This is a genomic window from Streptomyces sp. NPDC014801, from assembly GCF_043082085.1.
Lineage (GTDB): Bacteria > Actinomycetota > Actinomycetes > Streptomycetales > Streptomycetaceae > Streptomyces.
In genome coordinates this window covers 479,400-502,254 of the sequence record NZ_JBIBXG010000003.1, presented here as the reverse complement: position 1 = coordinate 502,254, position 22,855 = coordinate 479,400, and the positions used below count along the sequence as shown (strand labels likewise).

Annotated in this window: 20 protein-coding genes and 1 tRNA gene; 11 read left to right on the top strand and 10 right to left on the bottom strand. The window is 75.0% G+C overall.

Annotation, left to right across the window (positions count from 1 at the left end):
* Positions 1-43 precede the first annotated feature (43 nt).
* Entirely contained in the window at positions 44-646 is a 603-nt protein-coding gene (locus ACF1AL_RS08920; RefSeq protein WP_391659590.1) for a GNAT family N-acetyltransferase, read from the bottom strand.
* A gap of 283 nt (positions 647-929) precedes the next feature.
* Between ACF1AL_RS08920 and hutH the strand changes: the two genes are divergently transcribed.
* Together hutH and ACF1AL_RS08910 are read left to right on the top strand one after the other, a co-directional pair.
* Positions 930-2,483, top strand: a complete 1,554-nt coding sequence (gene hutH, locus ACF1AL_RS08915; RefSeq protein ID WP_391825645.1) for a histidine ammonia-lyase — start codon at positions 930-932, stop codon at positions 2,481-2,483.
* Positions 2,484-2,571: 88 nt separating this feature from the next.
* Complete coding sequence (locus tag ACF1AL_RS08910) at positions 2,572-3,336, top strand: IclR family transcriptional regulator (protein ID WP_391825644.1); 765 nt, start codon at positions 2,572-2,574, stop codon at positions 3,334-3,336.
* A 116-nt stretch (positions 3,337-3,452) separates the two neighbouring features.
* On the opposite strand, the gene ACF1AL_RS08905 is transcribed toward ACF1AL_RS08910, so the two are convergent.
* Together ACF1AL_RS08905 and ACF1AL_RS08900 are read right to left on the bottom strand one after the other, a co-directional pair.
* Positions 3,453-3,785: an STAS domain-containing protein gene (locus ACF1AL_RS08905; protein WP_391695878.1), complete on the bottom strand. Its 333-nt coding sequence runs from the start codon at positions 3,783-3,785 to the stop codon at positions 3,453-3,455.
* Positions 3,786-4,067: 282 nt separating this feature from the next.
* Positions 4,068-4,141 (bottom strand) — tRNA-Pro (locus ACF1AL_RS08900).
* 107 nt (positions 4,142-4,248) lie between these two features.
* Here ACF1AL_RS08900 and ACF1AL_RS08895 point away from each other — a divergent pair.
* The 3 genes from ACF1AL_RS08895 (at position 4,249) to ACF1AL_RS08885 (ending at position 8,028) form a co-directional block, all read left to right on the top strand.
* Positions 4,249-4,788 carry a DUF309 domain-containing protein gene (locus ACF1AL_RS08895; RefSeq protein ID WP_386583685.1) on the top strand — a complete coding sequence of 180 codons (540 nt, stop codon included), beginning with the start codon at positions 4,249-4,251 and terminating at the stop codon, positions 4,786-4,788.
* A gap of 330 nt (positions 4,789-5,118) precedes the next feature.
* Positions 5,119-5,892 (top strand): precorrin-6A synthase (deacetylating), encoded by a 774-nt coding sequence (gene cobF, locus ACF1AL_RS08890; RefSeq protein ID WP_384214294.1) that lies wholly within the window; start codon positions 5,119-5,121, stop codon positions 5,890-5,892.
* Positions 5,893-5,952: 60 nt separating this feature from the next.
* Entirely contained in the window at positions 5,953-8,028 is a 2,076-nt protein-coding gene (locus ACF1AL_RS08885) for an MDR family MFS transporter (protein ID WP_391825643.1), read from the top strand.
* A 93-nt stretch (positions 8,029-8,121) separates the two neighbouring features.
* Here ACF1AL_RS08885 and ACF1AL_RS08880 read toward each other — a convergent pair whose 3' ends face one another.
* Together ACF1AL_RS08880 and ACF1AL_RS08875 are read right to left on the bottom strand one after the other, a co-directional pair.
* Complete coding sequence (locus ACF1AL_RS08880) at positions 8,122-8,871, bottom strand: cobalt-precorrin-6A reductase (RefSeq protein WP_391780350.1); 750 nt, start codon at positions 8,869-8,871, stop codon at positions 8,122-8,124.
* A gap of 308 nt (positions 8,872-9,179) precedes the next feature.
* Positions 9,180-9,884, bottom strand: a complete 705-nt coding sequence (locus ACF1AL_RS08875; protein WP_391825642.1) for a DUF4232 domain-containing protein — start codon at positions 9,882-9,884, stop codon at positions 9,180-9,182.
* A gap of 293 nt (positions 9,885-10,177) precedes the next feature.
* Here ACF1AL_RS08875 and ACF1AL_RS08870 point away from each other — a divergent pair, with 293 nt between their 5' ends.
* Positions 10,178-12,511 (top strand): ATP-binding protein, encoded by a 2,334-nt coding sequence (locus tag ACF1AL_RS08870; RefSeq protein WP_391695863.1) that lies wholly within the window; start codon positions 10,178-10,180, stop codon positions 12,509-12,511.
* A 38-nt stretch (positions 12,512-12,549) separates the two neighbouring features.
* Here ACF1AL_RS08870 and ACF1AL_RS08865 read toward each other — a convergent pair whose 3' ends face one another.
* The 3 genes from ACF1AL_RS08865 to ACF1AL_RS08855 all read right to left on the bottom strand — a co-directional run bounded on the left by ACF1AL_RS08865 (position 12,550) and on the right by ACF1AL_RS08855 (position 16,271).
* Entirely contained in the window at positions 12,550-13,323 is a 774-nt protein-coding gene (locus tag ACF1AL_RS08865) for a sulfite exporter TauE/SafE family protein (protein ID WP_391780353.1), read from the bottom strand.
* A 135-nt stretch (positions 13,324-13,458) separates the two neighbouring features.
* Positions 13,459-14,967, bottom strand: a complete 1,509-nt coding sequence (locus ACF1AL_RS08860; protein WP_391780354.1) for a long-chain fatty acid--CoA ligase — start codon at positions 14,965-14,967, stop codon at positions 13,459-13,461.
* Positions 14,968-15,083: 116 nt separating this feature from the next.
* Complete coding sequence (locus ACF1AL_RS08855) at positions 15,084-16,271, bottom strand: thiolase family protein (protein WP_391825641.1); 1,188 nt, start codon at positions 16,269-16,271, stop codon at positions 15,084-15,086.
* 133 nt (positions 16,272-16,404) lie between these two features.
* Here ACF1AL_RS08855 and ACF1AL_RS08850 point away from each other — a divergent pair, with 133 nt between their 5' ends.
* The 3 genes from ACF1AL_RS08850 (at position 16,405) to ACF1AL_RS08840 (ending at position 18,278) form a co-directional block, all read left to right on the top strand.
* Entirely contained in the window at positions 16,405-17,229 is an 825-nt protein-coding gene (locus ACF1AL_RS08850) for an alpha/beta hydrolase (protein WP_391659577.1), read from the top strand.
* Positions 17,230-17,412: 183 nt separating this feature from the next.
* Positions 17,413-17,892, top strand: coding sequence for a Dps family protein (locus ACF1AL_RS08845; protein WP_384213183.1), 480 nt, complete (start codon positions 17,413-17,415; stop codon positions 17,890-17,892).
* Positions 17,893-17,933: 41 nt separating this feature from the next.
* Entirely contained in the window at positions 17,934-18,278 is a 345-nt protein-coding gene (locus ACF1AL_RS08840; RefSeq protein ID WP_386416534.1) for a DUF3140 domain-containing protein, read from the top strand.
* Between the two features lie 84 nt (positions 18,279-18,362).
* Here ACF1AL_RS08840 and ACF1AL_RS08835 read toward each other — a convergent pair whose 3' ends face one another.
* Positions 18,363-19,607, bottom strand: coding sequence for an amidohydrolase (locus ACF1AL_RS08835; RefSeq protein ID WP_391825640.1), 1,245 nt, complete (start codon positions 19,605-19,607; stop codon positions 18,363-18,365).
* Positions 19,608-19,788: 181 nt separating this feature from the next.
* On the opposite strand from ACF1AL_RS08835, the gene ACF1AL_RS08830 reads away from it, so the two are divergent.
* The gene (locus ACF1AL_RS08830) at positions 19,789-20,409 is read left to right on the top strand and encodes a class I SAM-dependent methyltransferase (RefSeq protein WP_391659576.1); all 621 of its coding nucleotides are present in this window, start codon (positions 19,789-19,791) and stop codon (positions 20,407-20,409) included.
* Between the two features lie 37 nt (positions 20,410-20,446).
* On the opposite strand, the gene ACF1AL_RS08825 is transcribed toward ACF1AL_RS08830, so the two are convergent.
* Entirely contained in the window at positions 20,447-21,316 is an 870-nt protein-coding gene (locus ACF1AL_RS08825; protein ID WP_391780358.1) for a Cof-type HAD-IIB family hydrolase, read from the bottom strand.
* A gap of 135 nt (positions 21,317-21,451) precedes the next feature.
* Between ACF1AL_RS08825 and ACF1AL_RS08820 the strand changes: the two genes are divergently transcribed.
* Positions 21,452-22,855, top strand: a complete 1,404-nt coding sequence (locus tag ACF1AL_RS08820; protein ID WP_391780359.1) for a glutamine synthetase — start codon at positions 21,452-21,454, stop codon at positions 22,853-22,855.

The following is a 22,855-nucleotide window of genomic DNA, read 5'->3' as shown; positions in this document are numbered from 1 at the left end:
GGAGTGGGGGCCCGCGTCGACGGGGAGCCGGGCAGCCCGTCCGTCACCAGAGCTTGTCGATGCGCCCCGAGTGCAGGGCGATCCGGCTGTCGTGGAACGACGGTTCGGCGGCGCGGCTGTCGGGGGTGAAGAAGCAGGCCATCGTGACCTTGTCGAAGGGCGACCAGTCGCTCGGGAAGGGCGACTCGGGCGTGCCGCCGACCAGGACGGTGCCGGGCAGGCGCCGCCAGCCGGCGCTCTCGTAGAACGCCTGCAGCGGGCGGTCGCAGGTGAACAGGCCGATCTCCAGGCCCGCTTCGGCCATCGCCTCCCGGGCGGTGCGCACCAGGCGCCTGCCGTGGCCCCGGCCGCGCGCCTCCCGGCGGGTCACCACCGTGCTCAGCCCGCCGGCCGCCCAGCGCCGCCCGGCGTGGGTGATCTCCTTGGTCAGCACGTCGAGCGCGGCGAGCACCGTGCCGTCGGCCACGAGCAGCATCGACAGCGGGCGCAGCGCGGGGTCGTGGACGGGCGCGTCGGACAGCGCGTCCGCCGGGTCGGAGGACGGCCACGCGTCCTCCTGCAGCGCCCGCACCTGCCGTCGCAGCGCGGCCGGGACGGCCTCCTCGGGATACGTCAGGACCGTCGCTTCCGCGGGGACGGGGATCACCGCGCTCCTTCCGCCGTGTCGTGGGCAGCGGCCGGGGCACCACCGCGGAGCCCGGCTCGAAGCTGCTCAGGGTAGTCCCCGCGCACCGGTCACGCCCGCGCGGTCGGCACCGTGTGGATCAGCCGCGCCCCGGCGCGGGCCGTGCGGGCGCCCACGTCGAGCACCGGGTCCAGGTCCGGCACCCCCACAGCGCTGGTCGTCGCCGGCGCCGCATCGGCCGGCGGCGGAACGTCTGGGATACCGGACACGGACTCCGCCGGAGCCGTCGCGGGACGACACCGGGATGGGGGTTCATGGAGTCATGAACGTGGAAGTGAATGTCGGCCCCCTCTCCCCCGAGGACGTCGTCGCGGTCGCCCGCCACGACGCGCCCGTCGTGCTCGCCCAGGACGCGCTGAAGGAGATCGCGCGCAGCCGTGAGGTCATCGAGAGCCTCGCGGACGACGTGGTGCCCCACTACGGGGTCTCCACCGGGTTCGGGGCCCTGGCCACCCGGCACATCCCCACCGCGCTGCGCGCCCAGCTGCAGCGCAGCCTGGTCCGCTCGCACGCCGCTGGCTCCGGGCCCGAGGTGGAGCGCGAGGTCGTCCGCGCGCTGATGCTGCTGCGCCTGTCGACACTCGCGACCGGCCGCACCGGGGTGCGGGCCGAGGTCGCCGAGACCTACGCGGCACTGCTGAACGCCGGGATCACGCCGGTGGTGCACGAGTACGGCTCGCTCGGCTGTTCCGGCGACCTCGCGCCGCTCGCGCACTGCGCGCTCGCCGTGATGGGCGAGGGCCGGGTGCGTGACGCGCGGGGCGAGCCGCGGGACGCGGCCGACGCGCTCGCCGAGGCGGGGATCACCCCCGTCGTGCTCCGCGAGAAGGAGGGGCTCGCCCTCATCAACGGCACCGACGGCATGCTCGGCATGCTCGTCCTCGCCTGCCACGACCTGCGGCGCCTGGTGCGGATCGCCGACATCACGGCCGCGATGAGCGTCGAGGGGCAGCTCGGCACGGACGCCGTGTTCGCCGCCGACCTGCAGGCCCTGCGGCCGCACCCGGGACAGGCCGACAGCGCCGCCAACCTGCGGGCGCTGCTCGCCGGTTCGGCCGTCGTGGCCAGCCACCGCGGCCCCGAGTGCACCCGCGTGCAGGACGCGTACTCGCTGCGCTGCTCGCCGCAGGTGCACGGCACCGTGCGGGACACCCTCGCGCACGCCGAACTGGTCGCCTCGCGCGAGCTGGCCGGCGCCGTCGACAACCCCGTCGTCACGCTGGACGGGCGCGTGGAGTCCAACGGCAACTTCCACGGCGCGCCGGTCGCCGCCGTCCTCGACTTCCTCGCCATCTCGGTGGCCGACCTGGCGTCGATCTCCGAGCGGCGCACCGACCGCTTCCTGGACCCGGCCCGCAACCACGGCCTCAACGCCTTCCTCGCCGACGACCCCGGCGTGGACTCCGGCCACATGATCGCCCAGTACACGCAGGCCGCGATCGTCTCGGAGCTCAAGCGGCTCGCCGCGCCCGCGTCCGTCGACTCGATCCCCTCCAGCGCCATGCAGGAGGACCACGTGTCGATGGGCTGGGCCGCCGCCCGCAAGCTGCGCCGCGCGGTGGACGGCCTCGGCCGGGTCCTCGCCGTCGAGCTGTACACGGCCGCCCGCGCGCTCGACCTGCGTGCCCCGCTCACGCCCGCGCCCGGCACGGGAGCGGTGCGCGACGGCCTGCGCGAGGTCGTGGCGGGCCCCGGCCCCGACCGCTGGCTGGCGCCCGAGATCGAGGCCACGGTCGCGTACGTCGCCTCCGGCGCGGCACTGGCGCGGGCGGAGGCGGCGGTGGGTCCGCTGGCCTGACGGACGCCGACGGACGCTGACGGACGGGGCGGAGTCCGGACGGCTCGGGGCGGAGTCCGGACGGCTCGGGCGGACGTACGCTCGCGCCATGTCCGTCGTACCAGCCGCCGCCCAGGTGCTCGCCATCCTCCGTTACCTCGCCGGGCAGGCCGGTCCGGTGCCCGCCGCGGCGATCAGCCGGGACGTCGGGGTGCCCCGCTCGACGACGTACCACCTGCTCGACACGCTCGCCCGTGAGGGGTTCGTGGTGCACCTGCCGGAGGAGCGGCGGTACGGGCTCGGTCTGAGCGCGTTCGAGCTGGGCTCGGGCTACAGCCGCCAGGCGCCGTTCGAACGCCTGGCGCGGGTGCCGCTCGCCCGGCTCGTGGACCGCACGGGGCACAACGCGCACCTCGCGGTGCTGCACGGCCGCGAGGTCGTCTACGTGATCGAGGAGCGCGCGCCCGGCCGTCCGCCGCTGGTCACCGAGGTGGGGGTACGTCTGCCCGCGCATCTGACGGCCAGCGGGCGCGCCGTCCTGGCCCGGTTGCCGCAGGCGCAGGTCAGGGCGTTGTTCCCGGACCCGTCGGCGTTCGTACGCCGCAACGAGCTGGGCCCGGCCTCGCTGTCGGCGCTGCGCCACCTGCTGACGGAGGTGCGCCGGCGCGGCTACGCGACGGAGGAGGACGAGATCACGACCGGTTTCTCGTCGGTGGCCGCGGCGGTGCTGGACCACAGCGCCCACCCGATCGCGGGCGTGGCGGTCACCTTCCCCGGCGCGGAGGTCGACGAGGAGCAGCGGGAGCGCATGGCGGCGGAGGTGGGCCGGGTGGCCCGCGAACTGACCCGCCGGGTGGGCGGCGTGACGGACTGACCCGCACGCGCCGGGCGGGCGGGCGGCGCGAGGGGCGCGCCGCAGGGCCGCGCACGCGCGCGTGTCGTCTCGCGTGGTCGTGCTCGCGTGTCGCCCCGTGGTCGCCGTCCTGCCGCTCACCGGGGGGCGACGGCGTCGCCGATCGTCCCGTGCACCTCCAGGTCGTGGGTGGGCCGCGTCACGCGCAGCATCCGGCGGACGCCTCCCTCGGGCACCACCACGCGGACCGTGCCGCCGCGCCGCACGGCGGAGCGCTGCGCGCCGACGAGCACGCCGAGCCCGTGCGCGTCGCAGAACGTGACGTCCCCGAGGTCGATGACCACCTGGGGCCGTCCGCCGTGGTCGGCCACGAGCGCCACGAGGTGCGTGCGCAGCCCCGGTCCGGTCAGCAGGTCGATCTCGCCGGCCAGCCGGGCCACCGTCCAGCCGCCCACGCGCTCCACCGACACTCTCAGTTTCCCGTTGTCTTCCCCCCGCCGGCCGCTGTCTCCCATCGCACACCTCCGCTCACGCCCATACAGGCAGCCTGGCGAGAGCGGATGCACCGCGACAGGGCCGTTCGGCCCCTGTGGGGCGCTGGGTGTCCTGGATGGCACGGGGCGCGGCCGGATGGCGGGGGGCGCGGGGATGGCGGGGGGGGCGCCGCACACGCGCCCGGAAACGACCGAGGGCCCCGCCTCACTCAAGTGAGACAGAGCCCTTCGGCCTGCGACGATGGAGCGTTGCTCCCGTCGGGACGACAGGATTTGAACCTGCGACCCCTTGACCCCCAGTCAAGTGCGCTACCAAGCTGCGCCACGTCCCGGCCGCGCCGTCGCACGGGGATGTCCCCGCGTGATCGCGCGAACAGCACTTTACCCCACGCCGGGGGCTGCGCCGAAGGGGGCACGGGCCGCACGGGACAATCGAGGCATGGCAGGCACCGGTGGCACGGCATCCGACGACGGCATCTCTTCCCCGCGGCCCGGCGGCGACCGGGACCGGGACGGCGAGGGGCGGGCGCGCAACGCGCGGCCCCGGGACGGGCTGGGCCGGCCCCTGCCGTACGGCACCCCGGGCGTGGCCCGGCAGCCGGAGGGCGTGGTGCGCACCCCGGCTCAGACGGTGACCGAGGCGCAGGCCTTGCTGGACGCGGGGCGGCCCTTCCACGCGCACGAGGTGTTCGAGGACGCCTGGAAGTCGGGGCCGGAGCGGGAGCGCGGGCTGTGGCGGGGGCTCGCCCAGCTCGCGGTGGGCCTCACGCACGCGGCCCGCGGGAACGCGACCGGCGGGGCGCGGCTGCTGCGGCGCGGGGCGGGCGCCGTCGAGGAGTGGACGGCGGCCACGGGCGAGGAGCGGCCCCACGGCATGGACCTCGGCGCTGTCGTCGGCTGGGCCCGCGACCTGGCGAGCGCGGTGGAGTCCGGCGACGGCCCGGTGGACGCCGGGGAACGGGCGCCGAGACTGCGCTGACGTAGCGGACGCGGGGCACTGCGCCGACGTACCGGACGCGGGGCACTGCGCTGACGTACCGGACGCGGGGCACTGCGCCGACGTACCGGACCCGGGGGCCGGGGCGGCGACCGGCGGGTACCGGCGACGTGCGCTGCGGCGGGACTGCGGCGACCGGCCGACGCGACCGTGGCCCCGACCGCCCCGCCCCCGTCCGCGCCGTCCGCGCCGAGCGCCCCGAGCGCCCCGGGCGCCCCGGCCTGCGCACGCCACCGTGGGCCCCGACCGCCCCGACCGCCCCGACCGGCAGGCGGTGCCGTCGCTGTCGGCGGCGTACGGCAGACTCGGGGTGTGCGAAAGATTCATGTCATCGGGATCGGTGCCGGCGATCCCGACCAGCTGACCCTGCAGGCGGTCAAGGCGCTGCGCGCCACGGACGTGTTCTTCGTCCTCGACAAGGGCGAGGTGAAGTCCGACCTGGTGCGGCTGCGCCGGGACATGCTGCAGGCGCACATACCCGAGGGCGGCTACCGCGTGGTGGAGGCCCGCGACCCGGAGCGGGACCGCCGCGCGGGCGGCGCCGCGTACTCCCCGGCCGTCGACGACTGGCGCAGCGCCCGCGCCGGGATCTACGAGCGGATGATCGCCGAGGAGCTGGGCGAGGAGGAGACCGGCGCCTTCCTGGTGTGGGGCGATCCGGCGCTCTACGACAGCACGATCGCGATCCTGGACGAGGTGCTCGAGCGCGGGTCGGTGACCTTCGACTACGACGTCGTCCCCGGCATCAGCAGCGTCTCGGCGCTCGTGGCCCGGCACCGCACGGGGCTGAACCGGGTGGCGCGCCCGGTGCAGATCACCACCGGCCGGCGGCTCGCGGAGGGCTTCCCGGACGGCGTGGACGACGTCGTGGTGATGCTGGACGCCCACCAGGCCTTCCGGCAGTACACGGACGAGGACCTCGACATCTACTGGGGCGCCTACATCGGCACGCCGGACGAGATCCTTGCCTCCGGCCCGATCGCCGAGGCCGCGCCGCGCATCGAGCGGCTGCGGGCCGAGGCGCGGGAGCGCAAGGGCTGGATCATGGACACGTATCTGCTGCGGCGCCGGCCGAAGGACGCCTGACCCCACCCGCCCGGGCCCACCGGGCGTGCGCGGGCGGTCCGCCGGTGTGATCGTGACCTCGTGACAGTCGCCGAGGAAAGCGCACCCGCGGCCGTGCAGCCACCGGTGCTGGACACCCGCCGCCGGAACATCGTCTTCGTCACGATCATGCTGGGCATGCTGCTCGCGGCCCTCGACCAGACGATCGTGGGCACGGCGCTGCCCACGATCGTCTCGGACCTGGGCGGCGCGGCGCACATGTCCTGGGTGGTCACCTCCTATCTGCTCGCGGAGACCGTCGCGACGGTGCTGGTGGGCAAGTTCGGCGACCTGTTCGGCCGCAAGGTGGTCTTCCAGGTCTCGGCGGTCGTTTTCATCACCGGGTCCTTCCTGTGCGGCCTGGCGACCGACATGTCGCTGCTGATCGCCTGGCGGGCGATGCAGGGCGTCGGCGCGGGCGGGCTGATGGTGACGGCGATGGCGCTGATCGCCGACGTCATCCCGCTGCGGGAGCGCGGCAAGTACCAGGGCGCGATCGGTGCCGTGTTCGGCGTGTCCACGGTGATCGGGCCGCTGCTGGGCGGGCTGTTCACCGACCATCTGTCCTGGCGGTGGGCGTTCTACGTCAATGTGCCGATCGCGGTGCTGGTGGTCTTCGCGGCCGCCCGCACCATCCCGGTGGTGAAGGCGGCGTCCCGGCCGGTCATCGACTACCTGGGCATCGCGCTCGTCGCGGTCGGCGCGTCCGCGCTGATCCTGGCGACCAGCTGGGGCGGCAACGAGTACGCGTGGGGCTCCGGCGTCATCATCGGCCTGTTCGCGGGCGGGGCGGCCGCGCTGGCGCTGTTCTGCCTGGTGGAGACCCGTGCGGCCGAACCGATGCTGCCGATGCGGCTGTTCGCCAACCCGGTGTTCACGGTCTGCTCGGTCCTCAGCTTCATCGTCGGCTTCGCCATGCTCGGCGCGATGACGTACCTGCCGAGCTATCTGCAGTACGTCGACGGGGACTCGGCGACGATCTCCGGGGTGCGGACCCTGCCGATGGTGGCCGGCCTGCTCATCGCGTCCGTCTTCAGCGGCAACGTGGTCAGCACCACCGGCCGCTACCGGCTCTTCCCGATCGCCGGCTCGCTGGTGATGGGGGTGGGCCTGTACCTGATGTCGCTGATGGGCCCGTCGACCGGGGCGGCGCTGGAGTCGCTGTACATGTTCGTGCTGGGCACCGGCATCGGCCTGTGCATGCAGGTGCTGACGATCGCCGTGCAGAACACCGTCGACTACGCCGACCTGGGCACCGCCACCTCCGGTGTCACCTTCTTCCGCACCCTGGGCAGTTCCTTCGGCACCGCCGTCTTCGGCACGATCTACACCAACACGCTCAAACCGAACCTGGCGGACGGCGTCGAGGCCGCCGTGCGCACGGCAGCCGCCTCTCCGGCCGTCGTCGCGCGGGCGGCGACCAGCCCCGAGGGCCTGCACCGGCTGCCCCCGGCCGCCGCCCGGCCGATCATCGACGCCTACGCGGACACCATCCAGACGGTGTTCCTGTGGACGGTGCCGGTCGCCGCGCTCGGTTTCCTCGTCGCGCTGTTCCTGAAGCAGGTCCCGCTGCGCGACAGCGCGCGGCTGGGCTCGGCGGACCTCGGCGAGGGGTTCGCCTCGCCGCACGACGCCAACGCGCAGCGGGTGCTGGAGGCGTCCGTCGCGAAGATCATCGGCAGTACGGACCTGTCGACCGCGCGCCGGATCATCCAGGACTCCGACACCCGGCTGGACGTGGCCGGGGCGTGGGCGGTGATGCAGGTGGAACTGTTCACGCGGATGACCGGCCATGCCAGCCTCGGCCTGATCGCCGCCCGCCGCCACATGCCGCCCGAGGTCCTGCTGCCGGTGTTCGAGCGCATGGTCGACGAGGGCTATCTGTCCCGCTTCGGCAACCTGCTCTCGCACACGGACGCCGGCGCCCGCGAGGCCCGCGCCGTCACCCGGGCGTGGGCGGCCTGGCTGGAGTCCTGCGTCGAGCAGGACATCGGCCGCCCTGCGGGCGCCGACCTGCGCGCAGCGGTCGACACCATCGCCAAACGGCTCCTGGTGGAGGACCTGAGCACCGGGCTCCCCCTGCGCCCGGGCGAGCCGGCGCGCGTGGGGGCCGCCTGAGCGGGGTCCTCGAAGGTCCCGGCCCTGGCCTCCGCCCGGTCGCGCCCCTGCCGGCGACCATCGGTGTGCCGAGGGCACCGGGGCGCGCTCGGCTCACCCGGGGCCGAATCCGAGCCGCTCCAGCGCCTGCGGGACGTCCGGCACCGCGTGGATCCCTTCCGGCAGCGCCGGACGCCGTACGACCACCACCGGCAGGCCCCGTGCGCGTGCCGCCGTCAGTTTGGCCGCCGTCGCCTCTCCCCCGCTGTCCTTGGTCACCAGGACGTCGATGCGGTGTTCCCGCAGCAGCGCGGTCTCGTCGGCCACGGTGAAGGGGCCCCGCGCGAGGATCACCTCGAGGCGCGGCGGCAGCGGAGGCTCGGGCGGCTCCACGGACCGTACGAGGAGATGGGTGTCCGTCAGGTGCGCGAAGGCGGCGAGGCCGAGGCGGCCCGTGGTGAGGAACGCCCGGCGGCCGAGACGCGGCAGCTCCCGTGCGGCCGCGTCCAGGGAGTCGACGGGGTGCCACCGGTCGCCGGGTCCCGGCCGCCAGCCCGGCCGGCGCAGCACCACCAGCGGTACGCCGGTGAGCGCGGCGGCCTCGGCGGCGTTCGCCGTGATGCCGGCGGCAAAGGGATGGGTGGCGTCGACGACCGCGCTCACGCGCTGCTCCGCCAGCCACGCGGCGAGCCCCTGGGCGCCGCCGAACCCTCCGACGCGCACCTCGCCGTCGACGGCTCCCGGCCGGGTCACCCGTCCGGCCAGCGAGGTCGTCACCCGCACGTCCGCACGCCCGGCGAGGGCGGCGGCGAGACGGCGGGCCTCGGTGGTGCCGCCGAGGATCAGCACGTGCGGGGTCGGCATGGCGTCGAGGGTACGAGGCGTCCGGTCGGGGCCGGTCACCGGCCCGGTGGAGCAGGACGGACACCGGCGGACCGTCGGCTTCCGCAGGCGCGGCGCATGCCGGCCGACGGGCCGGGTCGGGTCGGCCACGGCGGCCGGTGGCTCCGGTCGGCCACGGCGGCCGGTGGCTCCTGTGGGACACGGGCGGCCGGTGGCTCCGGTGGGACACGACGGCCGCCCGCGGACCGTCGGCCGCGGGCGCACCGGCGCGGGTCTCAGCCATGACTCCGGTGCCGGTGCGGCCGCGTCCCCCCGCTCGGGGACCGGACTCAGAAGTCGTCCGCGCCGTTGCGCAGTTCCGGGGTCCAGTAGCCGGTGAGGGCCTTGGCCGGGTCGACGGCGATGCCCTCGCTGCCGGGGGCGGTGACGGCGATGACCGTGGCGTCGCCCTCCAGCTGCAGGGAGAACGCCGACACGGGCTCGACGTCCTCGTCGGCCCCGCCGTCGGACAGCTTCACCAGGGCGTAGGCCGGGGCGCCGGCCGTGAGCACGACCGGCGTGGCCGGCTTGCTCTTGGCGACGGCCGGGACGTCCTGCTTGTGGCTCTCCAGGAACTGGATGTGCGGGAAGCCCGCCAGCCGGCAGGAGTGCCCGGAGGTGTTGCGCGCCGTGAGGACGATGTGGGTGTAGGGCGGGCCGTCCTGCGTGGCGGCGGTGACGCGGACGTCCCGTGCGGTGCAGACCGGGGTGGAGGCGGTCCCGCGTCCGCCGGTGGAGCCGGTGGTGCCGGTCGAGGAGGCGCCGGTGGAGCCCTTCGCCCCCGCCGAGCGCGCGGAGCCGCCCGATCCCGCCGCCTCGGAGGTGCCCGTGTCCTTGGCCGCCGTCGTCGCGCCGGCCGCCGGGGACGACGCCACGGTGGCCGAGGTGGTCGGCCGGGACGACGTGCTGCCGGAGTCGCTCTGGCAGGCGGTGAGCGACAGGGCGAGAGCCGTGCCCGCGACGGCGAGCAGCGTGGAGCGGTGCAGCGTGTTCATGGAGAGATCCCCCGTGTGTGGTGCGGGCCGCGGCGCGGTGCCGCCGGCCCGGATGGTGGTGCCGGTCGGTCGACGACGGAGGGGTCCCGGCCCGTGCGCCCCGGTGCCCGGCCGTTGTGCCCGCCGGCACGGCCGGACCCGCGCAGGCCCGTGAACAGGCGCTCCGTGTCGGCCTTCAGTCGACCACTTCCGGTCGTCCTCGCCCAGGCGGTTCCCCCGGCAGAAGTACGGTCGGCGATACTTCTGCCGGGGGGCTCTCAACCGGACGGGCCGGACGATCGGGGACATCCACGGTGCGCGACGGCACGTCTTCGGGCGGGGACTTCGGGCAGTCGCTGCGGGCCTTGCGGGTGAACGCCGGACTGAGCCAGGAGGCGCTGTCCCACGAGGCCGGGGTGAGCGTGCGGGCGCTGGCCGACATGGAGCGCGGGCGGACCCGGGGCCCGCAGCGCCGTACGGTGCGGGCGCTGGCGGAGGCGCTGGGGCTGGACGGCGAGGAGGCCGCGCGCCTGGAGAAGGCCGCCGCGGCGGGGCGGCCGCGCCCCCGGACGGCCGGTGGCCCGGCCGGCTCCGGCGCGCTGGCCCTGCCGCGCGACATCGAGGACTTCACCGCCCGCGGCCCGGCGCTGGCCCGGCTGCTGGACCTGGCACGCGGGGCCGGTGCGGGCCGCGCGGTGGTCACCGTGGTCGCCGGGCAGCCCGGCCTGGGCAAGACGGCGTTCGCGGTGCACGCCGCGCACCGTCTCGCCCCGCACTTCCCGGACGGGCAGTTCGCCCTGGACCTGCACGGCATGGACGCCGAGCCGACCACCCCGCGGGACGCGCTGGCCCGGCTGCTCGGCGCGGTCGGCGTCGCGGACGCGGCGATCCCGGCCGGCACCGACGACCGTGCCGGTCTGTGGCGGTCCCTGGCGAGTGAGCGGCGGCTTCTCCTGCTGCTGGACAACGCGGCCGACGAGGACCAGGTCGGCGCCCTGCTGCCGGGCTCCGGCCCGTCCCTGACGCTCGTCACCAGCCGCAACGCCCTGGCGGGGCTGGAGTCCGTGCACCGCACCGATCTGGCGCTGCTGCGGCGCGAGGAGGCGGTGGAGCTGCTGACCCGGATCATCGGCCCGGACCGGGTGCGGGCGGAGGCGCAGGCCGCCCGCGACCTCGCCGACCTGTGCGGGCACCTGCCGCTCGCCGTCCGGATCGCCGGCCAGCGGCTCCTCAGCCGCCCGCACGAACGCCTCGGCAAGCTCGCCGCCCGCCTCACCGCCGAGGGCCGGCGGCTGGACGGCCTCCAGGCCGGGAACCTGCGGGTGCGGGCCGCCTTCGCGCTGTCGTACCGTCAGCTGCCGCCGGACTCGGCGCTGGTGCTGCGGCGCGCCGCACTGGCCGCCGGAGCGGACTTCAGCCCCGAGACGGCCGCGGTGCTGGCCGGTCTGTCCTACGACGAGGCGGTCGCCTGCGCCGAGGAACTGACCGACGCGGGGCTGCTGTGGAGCGACGCCGCCGCCGAGCGGTACCGCTTCCACGACCTGCTCAGGCTCTACGCGGCCGAGCAGGTGGAGGCGGAGGACGGCCCCGAGGCCCGCGCCGCCGCGCTGGACCGGGCCGAGGAGTGGATGCTGCGCCGGGCCACCGCCGCCGCGCTGCACTTCGACGTCGACCACGAGCACCCCTCGTCCCCGGGCGACCCGGACCCGGACACCGCGCCCAGGGGCCGGGACGAGGCGCGGGCGTGGCTGGAGGCGGAGCGGGCCCAGTGGCTCGCCGCGCTGCGCCGGGCCCATGACGCCGGCCGCTACCGGCAGGTGCTGGACACGGCGGAGGCGATGCACTGGTTCTCCGATCTGTGCCAGCACTGGGAGCAGTGGGTGGAGGTGTTCCGGCGTTCCGCCGACTGCGCCCGCCTGCTGAGCAGTCGGCGGGAGGAGGCGGTGCACCTCAACTACCTCGCCTGGGCGTACAACCTGTGCGTGCACGACCCGCACGCCGCCGGGGAGAGCGCCGAGGCGGCGCTCGTGGCGGCCCGCGAGTGCGGTGACGGGCTGCAGGAGGGCTGGGCCCTCGGCTACGGGGCGGGCGCGCTGCAACGGCAGGGCCGTATGGAGGAGGCCGAGGAGCGGCTGCGCGCGGGGGTCCGCTGCTTCGCCTCGCAGCAGTCGCCGCAGGGCCGGCTGGGCGAGCTGACGATCCTGAGCACCCTGGGTGCCCTGCTGCGCCAGACCGGCCGGGCGGCCGAGGCACTGGAGTTCCACCTCCGCTGCGAACGGATCTGCCGGGCGGGGGTCCCGGGGCGTACGCAGGAGCTGATCGCGGTGTACCGGGCGGTCGCCCGGCAGCAGATCGGCAACGACCTGGCGGCCCTGGGACGGCGGCAGGAGGCCGAGGAGCCGCTGCGGCAGGCGCTCGCCGCCTTCGAGGCCGCGCACATGCCGTCCTGGACCGAGCAGGCCCGTCTCGACCTCGGCCGGGTGCTCGCGGCCCTGGGGCACGCCGAGGCCCGGGAGACGCTGCGGACCGCCCGCGACGCCCTCGCCGCGCTGCGCAGCCCGCTGCGGATGGAGGCGGCGGACGCCCTGGCCGCGCTCGACGAGGCCGCCGTCCGCACCGGCCGGGACCTGGCGCGCGACCGGCCCTAGGCGGTGTCCCGCCCATCAGACGGGGCGCGGAGCGCGGGCTAGCGCAGGAGGAGTTGCAGGCCGCCGACGACGGTGGCCGCGATGACCAGTTGCTCGAAGAGACGCTGGTTGATCCGCGTGACCGCCCACTTGCCGAACAGCGCGCCCGGCACCACGAACACCGCGAGCGCCGCGTCCAGCAGCAGCGAGCGGCCGTCGATCAGGCCGAGCCCGGCGCTGAACGGCACCTTCGAGACGTTGACGATGAGGAAGAAGAACGCCGACGTGCCGAGGAACCCCAGCTTGCGAAAGCCGGCCGACAGCAGGTACATCGACATCACGGGGCCGCCCGCGTTGGCGACCATGGTGGTGAAGCCGCCGAGGACGCCGTAGGAGCGGGCCTTCGTCCGGCCCGCGCGGGTGGTGACCGCGTCGGGCTCCGCCGCCCGTTCGGCCGTGCGCCGGCGCCACACCGTGACCCCGGCCATCAGCAGCAGGATCACGCCGATCGAGACCCGTACGACCCCGTCGTCGGCCCACACCAGGAACAGCGTGCCGACCACCACGCCCGCGGCGACCGCCGGGAAGAGCCGCCACAGCGTGGGCCAGTGGGCGTGCCGCCGGTAGGTGAGCACCGCGAGCACGTCCCCGGCGATCAGCACCGGGAGCAGGACGCCGGTGGAGGCGCGGGCGGGCAGGACGGCCGCGAAGATCGCGAGGCTGACCGTGTTCGCGCCGCTGACGGCGGTCTTGGAGAAGCCGACGAGCAGCGCCGCGAAGGCCAGCGCGGCGAACCCCCATCCGGATATGTGCCAGAGCGTCATCGTGTCCATGCGGGCACCGATGCTATGTCCGTACATCCGGTCGCGTCAGGACCGTCTCGCCAGGTGATCACGGCCGCCCCTGCCGGTGGCGCGTCGGCCGGCCCGCCCGGCCGGCGCGAGTCCGGGTCGCCGGTCCGTGGGCGGTCAGCCGGCGTACTGCGTGCGCAGCTCCCGCTTGAGCACCTTCATGCTCGGGCCCAGCGGCAGCGCGTCGGCGAACTCGACGCGGCGCGGGTACTTGTGCCGGCCCAGGTGCTCCTTGGACCACGCGGTGAGCGCGGCGGCGTCCGGGGCGGCGCCCGGCGCCGGGACGACGACCGCGCAGACCTCCTCGCCGTGCAGTTCGTCCGGCAGGCCGATCACCGCGACCTGCGCGACGTCGGGGTGGCGCATCAGGACCTCCTCGACCTCGCGCGGGTAGACGTTGTAGCCGCCGCGGATGATGACGTCCTTCTTGCGGTCGACGATCCGCAGGAAGCCCTCCTCGTCCTTGGTGCCGAGGTCGCCGGTGCGGAACCACCCGTCGACGACGGCCTCCGCGGTGGCCTCGGGGCGGCCCAGGTAGCCGGAGAAGACGTTGTGGCCGCGGATGACGACCTCGCCGAGCTCGCCGGGCGGCAGCAGTTCGATCCGGCCCTCGACCTCGGCGCGGGCGATCTCCACGTCGACGCCCCACAGGGGGTGCCCGATGGTGCCGGCCTTCGTGCCGAAACAGGGCTGGTTCACCGTCGCCGTCGGCGAGGTCTCCGACAGGCCGTACCCCTCGTAGATCCGCGCCCCGAAGGCCGCCTCGAACCGCTCCAGCACCGCGACGGGCAGCGAGGCGCCGCCGGAGATGCACACCCGCAGCGTGGGCAGGGCGGGCGCCTCGGGCGCGGCGGCGGCCAGGGAGACGAACATGGTCGGCACGCCGTGGAAGGTGTTCACCCGTTCCGCCACCATCAGCTCGATCGCGCGTGCCGCGTCGAAGCGGGGCAGCAGGACGAGGGTGGCGCCCGCCCGCCAGGTGGAGTTCATCGACACCGTCTGCCCGAAGGCGTGGAAGAGCGGCAGCGCGCCCAGCGCGATGTCGTCGGGCCGGATGTCGTTGGCGTCGAAGGCGTTGACGGTCGCGTTCATCACCAGGTTGAAGTGGCTGAGCACGGCGCCCTTGGGGACGCCGGTGGTGCCGCTGGTGTAGAAGACGACCGCGGGGTCGTCGGCGGCGCGCGTGACGTACGACGGGAGCGGGTCGGCGTTCGCGGCGAGCTTGTCGAACTCCTCGCCGAGCGTGAGGACCCGCACGCCGGCCGCCTCGGCGGCGGCCCGCCCGGTCGCCGCCTGCGCCGGGTGGACCAGCAGCAGGGTGGCGCCGCTGTCGCGCAGCACGTGCTCGACCTCCGGCGCGGACAGCAGCAGGTGCACGGGGACGACGACCCCGCCGGCCGCGGCGATCGCGTAGTAGGCGAGCGGGAACTCGGCGGTGTTGGGCGCCATGAGCGCCACCCGGTCCCCCGGCGCCACGCCCAGCCCGGCCAGCGCGCCGGCCTGGGCCAGCGCCTGCTGCCAGACCTCCGCGAAGGTCAGCCGCCGCTCGCCCTCGATCAGGGCGGTCTTGTCGGGACGGCGCCGGGCGTTCTCGGCGAGGATGACGGCCAGGGAGAGGGTTGCCATGGAGTGTCGCTCCGATTCCTTCACGCTCGTGTTGCCGGATCCCCCGGCGGGGAGCCCCCGTTCGGCTCCCGCGGGGGGAGCCGCCGTGCGGCACCGCTGGGCCGGTGCCCGTCGCGTCAGTGCCGCTCGACCAGCACCGCGCTGCCCTGGCCCACGCCCACGCACATGGTGGCCAGGCCGCGCTCCGCGCCCGTGCGGCGCATGCGGTGCAGCAGCGTGGTCAGGATGCGGGCGCCGGAGCAGCCGAGCGGGTGGCCCAGCGCGATGGCGCCGCCGCTGGGGTTGACCAGGTCGGGGTCGATGCCGAGCTGGTCGACGCAGGCGAGGGCCTGGGCGGCGAACGCCTCGTTGAACTCGGCCTCCTGGATGTCGCCGATGTCCCAGCCGGTCCGGGCGAGCACCTTGCGGGTGGCGGGGACCGGGCCGAGGCCCATGACGTCGGGGTGGACCCCGGCGGAGCCGCCCGCGACGTACTGGCCCATGGACTCCAGGCCCAGCTCGTTCAGCGCCTCCTCGCTGACCAGGATCAGGCCCGCCGCGCCGTCGTTCATCGGGGAGGCGTTGCCGGCGGTGACCGTGCCGCCGGACCGGAAGACCGGCTTGAGGCGCGCGAGCCTGTCGTAGGAGGTGTCCTCGCGGATGCACTCGTCGCGGTCGACGACGACCCCGTCCGGGCGCTCGACGGGCAGCAGTTCGTCGTCGAAGTGGCCCAGCTTGCGTGCCTCGGCGGCGCGCTGGTGGCTGCGCAGCGCGAACTCGTCCTGCCGCTCGCGCGGGACGCCGTGGCGGTCGGCGACCTCCTCGGCGGTCTCCCCCATGGACAGCAGGCCGTGCAGCTCCTTCATCGCCGGGTTCACCAGCCGCCATCCGAGCCGGGTGTCGTAGGTCTCGATGCGGTGCGGCAGGGCCTCGTCCGGGCGGGGCAGCACGAAGGGCGCGCGGCTCATCGACTCCGAGCCGCCGGCGATGACGATGTCGGCCTCGCCCGCGGCGATGGTGCGGGCGGCGGCGGTGACGGCTTCGAGGCCGGAGGCGCACAGCCGGTTGACCGTGGCGCCGGGCACGGTCTCGGGCAGGCCGGCGAGCAGGGCGGCCATGCGGGCGACATTGCGGTTGTCCTCGCCGGCCTGGTTGGCGGCGCCCCAGTAGACGTCGTCGACGCGGGCCGGGTCGAGCGCGGGCACGTCGGCCACCAGGCCGCGGATCACGGCGGCGGCGAGGTCGTCCGGCCGCACCGAAGACAGCGCACCGCGCAGCTTGCCGATGGGGGTGCGGCGGGCGGCCGTGAAGTGGACGGGACGCAACGGAGGACTCCTGACCTACGGCGCTGTGGACCAGCGAGCTCTTAATTAGCACTGCTAGTTTTGGACTATAGACCGCCGGGCGGCTCCCTGGGAAGATCCCCCCGTCCGGCTGCACCGACCCGGCGGAGGAGACATGGCCGAGGCCCGCGAGCACACCCTGCCCGGAACGCGCGGCACCATCGTCGCGCGCGAGTGGCCGAACGCGCGAGCCCGGTACGTCGCGCTGGTCGTGCACGGCTACGGCGAGCACATCGGCCGCTACGCCTCCCTCGCGGACGTCCTGGTGCGGCACGGCGCGGCGGTGTACGGACCGGACCACATCGGGCACGGCCGGTCGGCGGGCGAGCGGGTGGTGATCGAGGACTTCGAGGACGTCGTCACGGATCTGCACGCGGTGGCCGGCCTGGCACGGGCCGCGCACCCGGGGCTGCCGGTGGTGGTGATCGGTCACTCCATGGGCGGCCTCATCGCCTCCCGCCACGCCCAGCGCCACGGGAGCGAACTGGCCGCGCTGGTCCTGTCCGGGCCGGTGATCGGCGCCTGGGAGACCCCCGAGCGGCTGCTCGCGCACGCCGCCGAGCACGGCGAGATCCCCGACGTCCCGGTCAGCCCGGCCGCGCTCTCCCGGGACGGCGCCGTCGGGGCGGCGTACGCGGCGGACCCGCTGGTGTGGCACGGGCCGATGAAGCGGCCGACGCTGGAGGCGTTCGTGCGCACCCTGGAGACCGTCGCCGAGGGCGGCGACGTGGGCCCGCTGCCGCTGCTGTGGCTGCACGGGGAGGACGACCGGCTGGTGCCGCTGCCGGGCAGCCGGGCCGGCGTCGAGCGGCTGGCCGGGAGCGGCGGGCTGACGGCGCGGACGTACGCCGGGGCGCGGCACGAGGTGTTCCACGAGACGATCAAGGACGAGGTGTTCGCCGAGGTCACCGGCTTCCTCGACGGGGTGCTCGGCCGCTGAGACGTGCCTGGCACACCCGGGCCCCGGCGGTTTGTCACTCCTGCCCCAGGGCACCCGCGCCTGCAGGGAGCGGTTGCGGCACGCCCACCGTGCGTGCCGGCCCCGGGCGGTTTCTCTCACGGCCCGGTGGCCGCCCGCGCCGCCCCCGCATCCGCAGGACGACGTGAGGAGGAGAAGCGCGCCATGACCGTCGTGAAGAGCACGCTGCCCGACGATGCCCGCCGCATCACCGGCGAGGCGCTGCAGGAGACCCTGGTGGACCTGCTGGGCCTGTCGCTGGTGGCCAAGCAGGCGCACTGGAACGTCGTGGGGCCGCGGTTCCGCTCGATCCACCTCCAGCTCGACGAGGTGGTCTCGGCCGTGCGCGGCTTCGCCGACACGGTGGCCGAGCGGGCCGCCGCGCTCGGCGTGACGCCGGACGGCCGCCCCGAGACCGTGGCCGCCGCCTACGGGCTGCCCGGCCCCAAGGAGGGGTGGCTGCGCGACACGGAGGTCGTGGAGCTGATGGTGCGGTCGCTCGAGGAGGCCGTCGGGCGGCTGCGCAAGCGCATCGACGCCACCGACGAGCCGGACCCGGTCACCCAGGACCTGCTGATCGGCATCACCGCGGAGCTGGAGAAGCAGCGGTGGATGTTCGAGGCGGAGAACTGGCCCCGGGACTGACGGGCGCGAGGACGCGACGAACGCGAGGAAAGGGGCAGTTGATGGCTGACGCCCTCGAGATGGACGCGCTGTGGGAGGACTTCCACCGCGCGGTGAACATGACCTCGGCCGAACTGGCGGCCTGGCTGAAGGTGCGGGACGCCGCCGAGGAGAGCGAGCCCCTGCCGGAGGAGGCGGGCAGCCCCACGGGGCAGCACGTGCTCGCCATCCTGCAGAAGCGGCGCACCGACCTGACGGACGACGACCTGCGCGTGATGCGGAAGGTCGTCGACCTGGTGGACGAGCAGGCCGACGTCGAGAACGAGCCGGAGCCCGAGAGCTCCGCCGAGGACACGCGGCGCCGGCACCGGCTGATGACGATCGGACACGATCCGCTGAAGCCGTGAACGCTCCTGCCCGCGGCGGCCCCCGCAGGTTTGGTGGCCGCCCGGTGTGACGCCCCGGCGTGCGGCTCGCCCCACGCCGGGGCGTCAGACCGTCAGCCGGCCGAGGGCCGCCGAGACCAGGGTCTGCACGCCCGGCAGCAGGACCGACAGGTCGGGGGCGAACAGGGGGCTGTGGTTGCCGGGGACGTTGCCCAGCTTCTGGGCCAGGTCGTCGCCCGGTGCCGCGTCCCAGACGTCCGGCGGGGTCGACGTCACGAACCAGTAGTCGTACGGCACCCCGTGGGGGGCGAGCAGGGAGAAGTCCTCGCTGCCCATGGCGGGGCCGAAGTCGAACACTGTGTGCTCGCCGAAGAGCGCGCGGTGGACCGCGGCGATCTCCCCGTCGAGGACGGCGTCGTTGACGGTGGTGGGGTAGCCGGGGTGCACGGTGATCTCGGGCGGTGCCGGGCAGCCGGCCGCCGTGCACTCGCCGTGGACGATGCGGCGGATCGCGTCGAGGACGCGTGCGCGTACCGCCGTGTCCTGGGTGCGCAGGTTCAGGGCGAGCCGCGCCCGGTCGGGGATGATGTTGTGCTTGGTCCCGGCGTGGAACTGGCCGACCGTCAGCACCGCGGAGTCCTTCGCGGCGATCTCGCGGGAGACCACGCTCTGCAGGCGGGTGACGACGTACGCCGCCGTCACCACGGGATCGACGGTGGACTCGGGGCGTGAGCCGTGGCCGCCGACGCCGTGCACCACGACGTCGATGTCGTCGGCGGCCGACATGATCAGGCCGGGAGTGTGCGGGTAGAGGCCCGCGAGGCCGGGGGCGACGTGCTGGCCGAGGAGCACGTCGGGGCGCGGGAAACGCTCGTGCAGGCCGTCGGCGACCATCGCGGCCGCTCCCCCGCCGCTCTCCTCGGCGGGCTGCCCGACGACCACCAGCGTGCCGGACCAGACGGCGCGGGCCGCCGCGAGGGCCTCGGCGGCGCCGGCCAGCCAGGTCACGTGCAGATCGTGCCCGCAGGCGTGCATCACGCCGTCCACGGTCGAGGCGTACGGCAGCCCGGTCGCCTCGCGCACCGGCAGCGCGTCCATGTCGGCGCGCAACCACACCACCGGCCCGTCGCCGTTGGTGAGCACGCCCACCACGCCGGTGCGGGCGACGCCCTCGGTCACCGAGAAGCCGGCGGCGCGCAGCCGCGCGGCGAGCCTGCCCGCGGTGCGGTGCTCCTGGAAGGCCGGTTCGGGGTGGCGGTGCAGGTCGCGGTAGAAGTCCTCCAGTTCCGCGGTCTTCACCGCGTCGGTGACCTCGCGCGTCCGTCGGGCCAGGGCGGCCGTGTCGGTCATGCTGCTGCCTCCTCGTGAGCGGCCTGCGCGACAACTCCGCGACACAGTTTCCCCGCCACCGCACCTTCGTATGATTTATGCCATAGGGTTGTGGTGCTGATCACTTGCGCGGGGGATGCGGGTGTCCGACGTCGCCCGCGCCTTCTTTTCCCTGCCCCGCATGCGAAAGGACGGCGTATCCATGTCCGGAGCCCAGGACGAAGGTCTCGGCTCAGCCACGGCATCCTCCGGCTACACCCAACGGCTCGCGCGGCTGGAGACGGCCGGTCTCAAGCGACTGCTGCCCACGCAGGCCCCCTACCGGTGGAACCTGCGGCGGCTGAATCTGGGCCGGGTCCTCGACGTGGGCTGCGGCCTGGGGAGGAACCTGCTGAACTGCGGGCCGGACAGCGTGGGTGTCGACCACAACGCGCACTCCGTGGCCGTGTGCCGGGAGCGCGGGCTGACCGCCTACACGCCCGAGGAGCTCGCCGAGGCGCCCGGCTGCGGGCCCGGCTCGTTCGACAGCCTGCTGTGCGCGCACGTCCTGGAGCACATGGACGAGTCCCTCGCCCAGGACGTCCTGGAGCAGTACCTGCCGCTGGTGAAGCCGGGCGGTTCGGTGGTGCTGATCACCCCGCAGGAGGCCGGCTACAAGACCGACGCCACGCATGTGCGCTTCGTCGACTTCGACGGCCTCGTGCGGCACGCGGAGAAGGCGGGACTGACCGTGGGACGGACGTACTCCTTCCCCTTCCCGCGCAGCGTCGGGACGGTCTTCCCGTACAACGAGTTCGTGCTGGTCGGCAAGGTGGCCGCCTGAGGCCTCGACCGGCCGAGGGCCTGTTGCGCAACAGGCGCTAGTCGGAAGGCAGGCCGAGGACGCGGGCGATGGTGCGCAGCACGCCGTTGTCGTTGTTGGACGGGGCCAGATGGCGGGCCCGGCGGACGACCTCGGGGTGGGCGCCGGTCATCGCGAAGGACCACTCGGCCGCGTCCAGCATCTCCAGGTCGTTGAGGTAGTCGCCGAACGCCATCGTCTGGGCCGGGGTGATGCCGAGCTCGCGCTGCAGGCGCCGCACGGCCGCACCCTTGTCGGCCGTCCGGTTCATCACGTCCACCCAGTGCTCGCCGGAGACGACGACCTGGTGGGTGGCCGTGAAGTCGGCGAGCCCGGGCGCGGTGGTGTGCTCGGCGGAGCCGAAGTCGAACAGGGCCACCTTGATGAAGTCGTCCTCGACGGCGGTGACGTCCTCGACCACGCGCAGCTCGGCGTAGTACTTGCGCGCCTCCGCGAGGAACGGCTCGTCCGCCCGCTCGACGTAGGCGGCCCGCTTGCCGCACAGCACCGCGCCGAGGTCGACGCCGCCGGACGCCAGGCGGCGGGCCGCGCCGACGATACGGAGGGCCGCCTCCCGCGCGAGCGGGTCGGAGCTCAGCTCCACGCCGTCGCGGACGACATAGGTGCCGTTCTCGGCGATGAAGACCATGCCGTCGGCGACGTCCGCGAACTCCCGCGCCAGGCTGGCGTACTGGCGTCCGCTGGCCGGGCAGAACAGCACCCCCCGCTCACGCAGCCGCTCCAGCATGCGCCGCAGGCCGGGCGGTGCCTGCTTGTCGTCGTCCAGGAGCGTGCCGTCCATGTCGGTGACGATCAGCCGGATGTCGGCCGGGGTGTCGCCGGGGCGGGGCTCGGGGGTGCTGACGAGGGGCGCGCTGCTGTAGGGCATGTCCTGCTTTCGGTCGGAGGCGTCCCTTCCACCCTACGGGAGGAGGTGCGACGCCCCGTGTGCCGATTCCCGGGACTGCCGGATCACCGGACGGCAGAATGAGGCGGCGACGCCCGGTGCGACGAGGAGGATGCGATGACCACCCTTGCCGATCCCGTCCCCGGCGGGCGCCCCGGCGACGTGGAGCGGGCCACCGCGCTCGCCGGGGAGCTGTCCGGGCGGGGCGTGCACGGCATCGTCCTGGCCTATGTCGACACCGCCGGTGTCGCCCGGATCAAGACGGTCCCCACCGCGAAGCTTCCGGCGGCCGCGGCCTGGGGCGTCGGCATGTCGCCCGTGTTCGACACCTTCCTCGCCGACGACTCCGTCGTCACCACCGACGTGCTCGGCTCCCCCGACGGTGATCTGCGGCTCTTCCCCGACCTCGACCAGCTGACGGTGCTGGCCGCGCAGCCCGGGTGGGCCTGGGCGCCGGTCGACCGGATCGGCCAGGACGGCGCGCCGCACCCCGGGTGCAGCCGCACCGCCCTGCGCCGGATCACCGCCGCGGCGGCGCGGGCGCACGGGCTGTCCTTGCGCGCCGCGATCGAGATCGAGTGGTCGCTGGGGCTCGGCTCGGCGCCGGAGGGCGAGTTCGTGCCCGCGGCGAGCGGGCCGGCCTACGGCGCCGTACGGCAGGTCGAGGTGAGCGAGTTCCTCGCCGATCTGCTGGCCGCCTGCCACGCGCAGGGCGTGGACGTCGACCAGCTGCATCCCGAGTACGCGCGCGGGCAGTTCGAGATCTCCGCCGGCGCGCTGGACCCGGTGGCGGCGGCCGACCGCAGCGTGCTGCTGAAGCAGACGATCCGCGCGGTGGCCCGGCGGCACGGGCTGCGGGTGTCGTTCGCGCCGGCCGTGCTCGCCGAGGGCGTCGGCAACGGCGGCCACGTCCACCTCTCCGCCTGGCGCGACGGCGGCAACCTGCACGCGGGCGGCGCCAGGCGCCACGGCATGACCGACGAGGCGGAGTCCTTCGTGGCGGGCCTGCTCGGCCATCTGCCCGCGCTGACCGCGGTGACCGCGCCGAGCCCGGCCAGCCGGCTGCGGCTGCGGCCCTCGCAGTGGGCCGGGGTGTTCACCGCCTGGGGCCTGGAGACCCGCGAGTGCGGACTGCGGGTGGTCGCCGGCACGGCGGGCCGCCGCGACCAGGACGCCAACGTGGAGATCAAGCCGGTCGACCTGGCCGCCAACCCCTACCTCGCGCTGGGCTGCCTGATCGCCGCCGGGCTGGACGGGATCGGCTCGGGCGCCGTCCTGCCCGAGGAGGTCACCGGTGATCCGGCGTTCCTGCCCGAGGAGGAGGCGGACCGGCGGGGCGTGCGGCGGCTGCCCGAGTCGCTGACGGAGGCGGTGGAGGCGTTCCGGGCCGACGGCGTGCTGCGCGAGGCGCTCGGCCCGGTCCTCGCGGACGCCGTGATCGCCGTACGCGAAGGGGAGGCCGCCGCCGTCGCGGGGATGGACGACGCGCGGATCGCGGCGGCCTACCGGTGGCGGTACTGA

What these genes read in the sequence shown, in the direction of transcription:
- hutH (WP_391825645.1), top strand. Translation starts at nt 930, where the DNA reads ATGGGGGTTCATGGAGTCATGAACGTGGAAGTGAATGTCGGCCCCCTC.
- ACF1AL_RS08910 (WP_391825644.1), top strand. Translation starts at nt 2,572, where the DNA reads ATGTCCGTCGTACCAGCCGCCGCCCAGGTGCTCGCCATCCTCCGTTAC.
- ACF1AL_RS08895 (WP_386583685.1), top strand. Translation starts at nt 4,249, where the DNA reads ATGGCAGGCACCGGTGGCACGGCATCCGACGACGGCATCTCTTCCCCG.
- ACF1AL_RS08880 (WP_391780350.1), bottom strand. Translation starts at nt 8,871, where the DNA reads ATGCCGACCCCGCACGTGCTGATCCTCGGCGGCACCACCGAGGCCCGC.
- ACF1AL_RS08875 (WP_391825642.1), bottom strand. Translation starts at nt 9,884, where the DNA reads ATGAACACGCTGCACCGCTCCACGCTGCTCGCCGTCGCGGGCACGGCT.
- ACF1AL_RS08865 (WP_391780353.1), bottom strand. Translation starts at nt 13,323, where the DNA reads ATGGACACGATGACGCTCTGGCACATATCCGGATGGGGGTTCGCCGCG.
- ACF1AL_RS08860 (WP_391780354.1), bottom strand. Translation starts at nt 14,967, where the DNA reads ATGGCAACCCTCTCCCTGGCCGTCATCCTCGCCGAGAACGCCCGGCGC.
- ACF1AL_RS08850 (WP_391659577.1), top strand. Translation starts at nt 16,405, where the DNA reads ATGGCCGAGGCCCGCGAGCACACCCTGCCCGGAACGCGCGGCACCATC.
- ACF1AL_RS08845 (WP_384213183.1), top strand. Translation starts at nt 17,413, where the DNA reads ATGACCGTCGTGAAGAGCACGCTGCCCGACGATGCCCGCCGCATCACC.
- ACF1AL_RS08840 (WP_386416534.1), top strand. Translation starts at nt 17,934, where the DNA reads ATGGCTGACGCCCTCGAGATGGACGCGCTGTGGGAGGACTTCCACCGC.
- ACF1AL_RS08835 (WP_391825640.1), bottom strand. Translation starts at nt 19,607, where the DNA reads ATGACCGACACGGCCGCCCTGGCCCGACGGACGCGCGAGGTCACCGAC.
- ACF1AL_RS08830 (WP_391659576.1), top strand. Translation starts at nt 19,789, where the DNA reads ATGTCCGGAGCCCAGGACGAAGGTCTCGGCTCAGCCACGGCATCCTCC.
- ACF1AL_RS08825 (WP_391780358.1), bottom strand. Translation starts at nt 21,316, where the DNA reads ATGCCCTACAGCAGCGCGCCCCTCGTCAGCACCCCCGAGCCCCGCCCC.
- ACF1AL_RS08820 (WP_391780359.1), top strand. Translation starts at nt 21,452, where the DNA reads ATGACCACCCTTGCCGATCCCGTCCCCGGCGGGCGCCCCGGCGACGTG.